At 39.9% G+C, this 6000-nt stretch carries 5 protein-coding genes; 1 reads left to right on the forward strand and 4 read right to left on the reverse strand.

Translation table 11 applies throughout. The annotated features are described in order from the left end of the window. Nucleotides 1-269: 269 nt before the first annotated feature. Entirely contained in the window at nucleotides 270-1190 is a 921-nt protein-coding gene (locus AC1DVK_RS22560; RefSeq protein WP_410863806.1) for an EamA family transporter, read from the forward strand. A gap of 120 nt (nucleotides 1191-1310) precedes the next feature. Here the strand turns inward: AC1DVK_RS22560 and AC1DVK_RS22565 are convergent, their stop codons facing one another. The 4 genes from AC1DVK_RS22565 to AC1DVK_RS22580 all read right to left on the reverse strand — a co-directional run bounded on the left by AC1DVK_RS22565 (nucleotide 1311) and on the right by AC1DVK_RS22580 (nucleotide 5883). After that, nucleotides 1311-3059, reverse strand: a complete 1749-nt coding sequence (locus AC1DVK_RS22565; RefSeq protein WP_410863808.1) for an ABC transporter ATP-binding protein — start codon at nucleotides 3057-3059, stop codon at nucleotides 1311-1313. A gap of 285 nt (nucleotides 3060-3344) precedes the next feature. Then, nucleotides 3345-3875 carry a nucleoside tri-diphosphate phosphatase gene (ntdP, locus tag AC1DVK_RS22570; RefSeq protein WP_048685440.1) on the reverse strand — a complete coding sequence of 177 codons (531 nt, stop codon included), beginning with the start codon at nucleotides 3873-3875 and terminating at the stop codon, nucleotides 3345-3347. A gap of 233 nt (nucleotides 3876-4108) precedes the next feature. Next, nucleotides 4109-4363, reverse strand: coding sequence for a YgaB family protein (locus tag AC1DVK_RS22575; protein WP_089362897.1), 255 nt, complete (start codon nucleotides 4361-4363; stop codon nucleotides 4109-4111). Between the two features lie 189 nt (nucleotides 4364-4552). After that, nucleotides 4553-5883 (reverse strand): IS3 family transposase gene (locus AC1DVK_RS22580; RefSeq protein ID WP_477627421.1). Its coding sequence is split into 2 segments (ribosomal slippage): nucleotides 4553-5496 and nucleotides 5496-5883, totalling 1332 coding nucleotides; the frame shifts between segments, so codons are not numbered across the junction. Nucleotides 5884-6000 lie beyond the last annotated feature (117 nt).

Here is a 6000-nt window from a genome sequence, read left to right on the forward strand (position 1 = left end):
TTTGCCTTTGGGGGTTTTTGTTTTATATGCCATGAAAGGATCCTCTCCGCTCTCTGACACGCCTTCAGTTTAAAGATCGAGTTGCAGGCTTTACTTATTTTTCTGGTTGACAAATATTCACAAAGAATTTAAGCTAAGTTAATGCAACACCAAACATTTTTTAAACTCAGCTTTTGTTGAGAGACGGAATTTTAAAAGGATTTCCTTTTTTCGTTCGTCACTTGCCTTTTTGGCAGGTGGCGATTTTTATTTTTATAGGGGTGAAAAACATGCAACTTTTGAAATATATCATAATGGTCTTAATTGGTTCGATCTCATATGGGACATTATCCACCATGATCAAGTTTGGATTTATGGATGGCCATTCTTCTGGAGAGCTGGTCGGCAGTCAATACCTCGTAGGTTGGCTGATTGTCTCCGTTTTATTTCTTTTTTCGTTTAAATATAAAGTTTCATGGAAGAGTGCCGGATTACTATTATTCACGGGCATGATGTCCACTTTCGTCGGAAAGGCATATGCCGTTTCCGTATCAGAGCTTCCCGCATCGATTGCCGTTGTCTTTTTATTTCAATTTACCTGGATAGGCGTCCTTATTGAAAGCTTCTTAAATAAAAGGCGCCCTGATAAAAATAAACTCATAGCCATATTCGTTCTCTTCATCGGTACCTTATTGGCGGGGGCAATCTTTGGTCAGCCTCTATCTGCCCTAAGCCTAAAAGGAGTATTGTTCGGACTATTGTCTGCGTTGCTTTTTGCGCTATACATGTACTGCAACTCTCAATTCGCAGTTGGGGAATCTTCAATGAAACGGTTGTTTTTCATTGCAACGGGTGCCATGCTGACTGCTGTATTCACGACTGACCCGGTCACGCTTGTTACGAACCTTGTCCAAACGAACCTATGGTACTACGGTTTGTTACTCGGCACTTTGGGTGTTCTTGTTCCTTTCTTTTTCTTTGCTGTCAGTTTGCCAAAAGTGGGGGTTGGGCTTGGAACGATCCTTTGTGCAGCGGAATTGCCTTCAGCGATGGTCGTTTCAGTCATCTTCTTGAATGAACAGGTTACGTCACTGCAATGGTTCGGTATGTGCTTGATCATCGTCGGCATCGCCTTGCCTGAGGGAATTAAGTATCTTCCGCAATTTCTTCCTGGCAGGAAAAAATTGCCGAATAAAAAAAGAATTTCATAAAGGGTACGTCCCGGTTAGTAATGTTCATCATTATAATAAGAAAGACCATTCCCGTTAGGTGGAATGGTCTTTCTTGTGGATTTTTCATCGGCTGAAAATAATCTGGTCGTCCCTTTTCCCTTAAGAATCCAATTGTTGCACTTGAAATAGGCTGTAGTAATTCCCTTGCTTTTTCATGAGTTCTTCGTGTGTTCCCGTTTCGGTAATTTCCCCATTATCGATATGGACGATCCGATTGGCATGTGTGATGGTCGATAAGCGATGGGCCACGATGATGGTGGTCCGGTTTTTCGCTAAAATATCAAGCGCCTCCTGGATATAGTGTTCACTCTCCAAGTCCAAAGCGGATGTGGCTTCATCCAGCACAAGGATAGGCGGGTTTTTCAAAAATACCCTCGCAATGGCAACCCGTTGCTTTTGGCCTCCGGATAATTTGACTCCCCGCTCTCCGACTTTGGTTTCATACCCATCTTTTAGACCAATAATGAAGTCATGGGCATTCGCAGCCTTTGCGGCTTCGAATACTTCTTCATCACTTGCATCGGGCCGACCCATAAGGATGTTGGCCTTAACCGATTCACTAAATAGGATATTATCCTGTAGCACCATCCCGATTTTATCTCTTAGGCTGCGGACTTGATATTTACGGATATCCGTCCCATCCAATAATACTCTTCCCTCAGTCACATCATAGAAACGGGAAATTAAACTGACGATTGAGGATTTCCCTCCGCCGCTCATCCCAACAAGTGCAATGGTTTCTCCTGGTTTAACATCCAAATTTATATGTTTTAAAACGGATGCCTCTTTCTCGTCATAAGCAAACGAAACATCCTGAAAGGTAATTCTGCCGTCTACATGCTCCAGCTCTTTCGCCCCTGGTTCATCATCAATATCATACTTCTCATCCACAAACTCAAAAACCCTATCCATGGATGCCAATGTCTGGGTCATTGTCGTCGAAGAGTTAACTAATCGTCTTAGGGGATTATAAAGTCGGTCTATGAAACCAACGAAAGCAACCATGGTACCAAGCGATAATTGTTCATGAATAACCTGATAACCGGCAAAACCTATCACTAGTAGGGGGGCAATGTCCGTAATCGTATTCACGACAGCAAATGATTTAGCATTCCAACTCGTATGCTTTAGGGCCTTATCCAGGAAGTTCTTGTTTTGCTTCGCAAACAACTCCTGTTCCCTGTCTTCTATCGCAAAGCTTTTGATGACTGACATCCCTGAAACCCTTTCATGAAGGTGACTCTGTACATCCGCTAACGCTTGTGACCGGATCCTTGTATAGGTTCTTAGCTTGCCAAAGAAATGCTTAATTGAAAATGCATAAAATGGAAGCATGATGATGGAAACAATGGTTAACTTCACGTCCATCTTAAACATGATGGCTATCACTATGATAATCGTTGCTATATCCAGCCAAAGGTTCATCAAACCCGTGATGACAAAATTCTTCGTTTGTTCCACATCCGTGATCATCCTTGAGATGACCTCGCCCACTCTCGTATTGGAGTAATATTTAAAGCTCAGTTTCTGTATATGAGTAAATAAATCATTTCGAATATCATATAAGATTTTCGTACCAGTCCATTGAGCGAAATACTGCCGGTAATACTCAATCGGAGGTCTAACCGCAACAAAAATGAACAGCATGATGCCCATTGCCCATAAAAGGCGTTCGGACTTCACAGCTTTGGACAGGTCGCCATTTCCGATGATGTCATCCACTATATACTTACTGAGCAATGGAAGCAAAAGCGGAATAGCGAACTTCAACAGTCCAATCAATACCGTCCCGGTTATCTGCCATTTATACGGTTTAACGAATTGCAAATATCTCTTAATGCTCTCCACGGAATTCCTCCATTTCTCTGATTCATTACATCAAAATATTAAAAAAATTCCATAACAGCCTACTTGGAATCTTACATGCGCTTTTCAATTATATTTTCCTTTTCGAAGATTAACTATCAAAAGGATTTCATTCAATATCTTTCATACACATTTATAGGAGGCAAGGGTTTTAAGATATCCTGGGTATTTTAAAAAATCATTCCTGCTTTCTAGGATGGTCCGATCAGTGGGTAGGTATGGTACACAATAGAAAAAGCCTGCTTATTTAAGCAGCAGGCTTTTCTTTCATCGGTAGGTCAAAAAGCGTTCATACCAACTATCAATAAACTCTGCGGAGAATGGTCCTTTTCGCTGGCGTATCATATAAATTAAATAGTCTACGTTTTGTTTCAATATTGAATCGATGGCATCTGGGTAATTCATTTCTTTCCGATGCCTTTCATATTCATCCTCATCCAGCAAATTAAACGTCATATCTGGGAATACTTTAATGTCCAGGTCATAATCAATGTATTTCAATGCTCCCGAATCGTATGTGAACGGGGAACTGATGTTGCAATAATAATAAACCCCGTCCTCTCTCAACATTCCAATAACATTAAACCAATACTTTGAATGAAAATAGCAAATCGCCGGCTCTCTCGTAATCCAGGTCCTTCCATCTGATTCCGTTACCATAGTACGATCATTCGCCGCTATCACCAGATTTTGGGTCCCTTTTAAAACGGTTGTCTCTTCCCAGATACGATGGATATGTCCATTATGTTTATAGCTATGGATTTGGATTTTTCCTCCTTCGGCAGGAACAATCCCCATTTATCTCTCCCTACTTTCTATAGACACCCTGACAGCGTACTGTGCCCTATTCCGTTTGCAGTTGTTGTGTGTATTTAAAATATATACTTTTTTCCATTTACCCTATATTCCTATATTATAGCGATTTATTCATAAATTTAAAACAAAAGTGGCTAATCTCCCTGTGAAAATGTGTAAATAAGTCAAAAAAGCCTGACCATCCACCCATTTTAACTTAGAAATTAGCCAGTTATTTATTGTATCGCAGCCTGTCCTTGCTGAAAATAACGGATGACTTCCTCCGTTTGCCTCTCGAACATATCATGGATACTTTTCAATTCCTGCTTTTTAAGTTGAATCTCTTCCTGAATGTTGACTGCTTCACTCTCCTCTTGCTGGTCAAGGAGCTGCTTCTCTATATCTTGGCATCTTTCGATTTCGGATTGTAAAAGTAAAAGCTTATCCATCGTTTTCAACTGATTGTTTATAAGCCGGTTAAATTCCTCCATGAATGCACCTTCCTAATCTGTATTTTTTCTATAGTATGTATATTCTATTTTTATCCGGCTTTTCCTTTGACATAAAATGTAAACCCAACGAAACATTTGTCGAATCCAATGGAGGCAAAAAAAGAAAAGCACCCTTCAAAAGTGAACTGTGCCCTTCAAAATGGACAGTCTTAAAAAAAGACCTATAAATTAAGCAGCTAATAGTTGACTCCCGTATTGTGCGGGAGTCATTCTATTTAGGCTCCATTGGTAACGATTTGTATTGTAATCTTCCATATATTCTTCAATTAATTGGTGTAACTCATCAAAAGTTTGACACTCCAAATAATCCACTTCATCTTTAAAATGGCCAAAGAATGATTCCATAGGGGCATTGTCCCAACAGTTTCCCTTTCGGGACATGGATTGTTTCAGCCCTAGTTCTTTCACTCGGCGCTGGAACTCMGGGTGTGTATAATGAACGCCTTGGTCTGAATGAATGATCGCTTCAGGATGAATCAGATCATTTAGGGAATCAGAGAGCTTCTCCAATGTSTGATAGACAATCCCCATCTTGAGACTTCTAGATAAGTGAAAAGCGATGATTTCTCGTGTAACAGCRTCTTTGACACAAGAAAGATAAGCTGGTTGTCCAGAACCATAATAAACGTAAGTAATATCTGTRAGGARAACTTTCCTCGGTTCWCCTTGGTTAAAATTCCTGTTTAAGTGGTTTGGAACGGCCTTATGCTCATGAGTGGCTTTCGCTAATTTCTTATAAGGTTTCGCTTGACGAATTATGGCTTTAAGATTGAACTTATGCATAAGCCTTCGAATCTTTTTATGGTTCATCGTGACAAAATACTTATTCTCTAAAATCATTTTGATGGTGAGGGCACCTGCTTTTTTCTTCTTGGCCTCAAATACTTCCTTAATAAGTTCATAATCCTGCGAATCTTTCTTCTCGTGAGTCAATCGAATCCTTTCAGCATGTATCCAAGCATAATATCCACTACGACTGACTTCGGCCATTTCACAAAAATAACGGACCATATTGGTAAGATTATATTGGCGAATGATTTGTTCAATTAACGTGAATTTTTCACTCGTWGTCATTTTCTCTTCTTCGAAGCCTGCCTTTCGAGTTCGTCTAACTTTTTTAGAAATTCAAGTTCAGCCTCTAAATATTTAATACGAGCTTCAGCCTTTTTTAACTGATCTTCCTGCGAATACTCCTTGGATTTTGGTCTTCCTGGACTTCCTTTCCCACGTCGCTCTGTATAGAAGCCATCCTCGCCATATTGTTCAAACGTTTTTCTCCAACGTTTTAAGCAGCCTTTTGGTTTATCCGATCCAATCATCTCTAACTCAAAGCCATGTTCAATAAAGATTTGGGTAGGTGATTTACCAGCTTGATTCTCTTTAATAGCCTTTACCTTAAAGTCTGGATGATAAGCAATCGAACGATCTGAAACCTGTTTCACATGTGGATTATTCTCTAATTCCTTTATTTGAAATTCATTAAAATAAATCTTACTCATTTTGATTTCCTCCGCCCTATATCTGAAATGATTATAAACGGGGTTCTAGAAAAAGGGCATAGAAAACCCCGAATAAGGGACTTTTTTTACTGTGTCCATTATTCGGGGTATAGTTCA

The organism is Peribacillus sp. P4_B1, from assembly GCF_056402395.1.

Bases quoted from the DNA above. Each gene is read 5' to 3' on its own strand.
- AC1DVK_RS22560 (WP_410863806.1), top strand. From the start codon at position 270: ATGCAACTTTTGAAATATATCATAATGGTCTTAATTGGTTCGATCTCA.
- ntdP (WP_048685440.1), bottom strand. From the start codon at position 3,875: ATGGGGATTGTTCCTGCCGAAGGAGGAAAAATCCAAATCCATAGCTAT.
- AC1DVK_RS22575 (WP_089362897.1), bottom strand. From the start codon at position 4,363: ATGGAGGAATTTAACCGGCTTATAAACAATCAGTTGAAAACGATGGAT.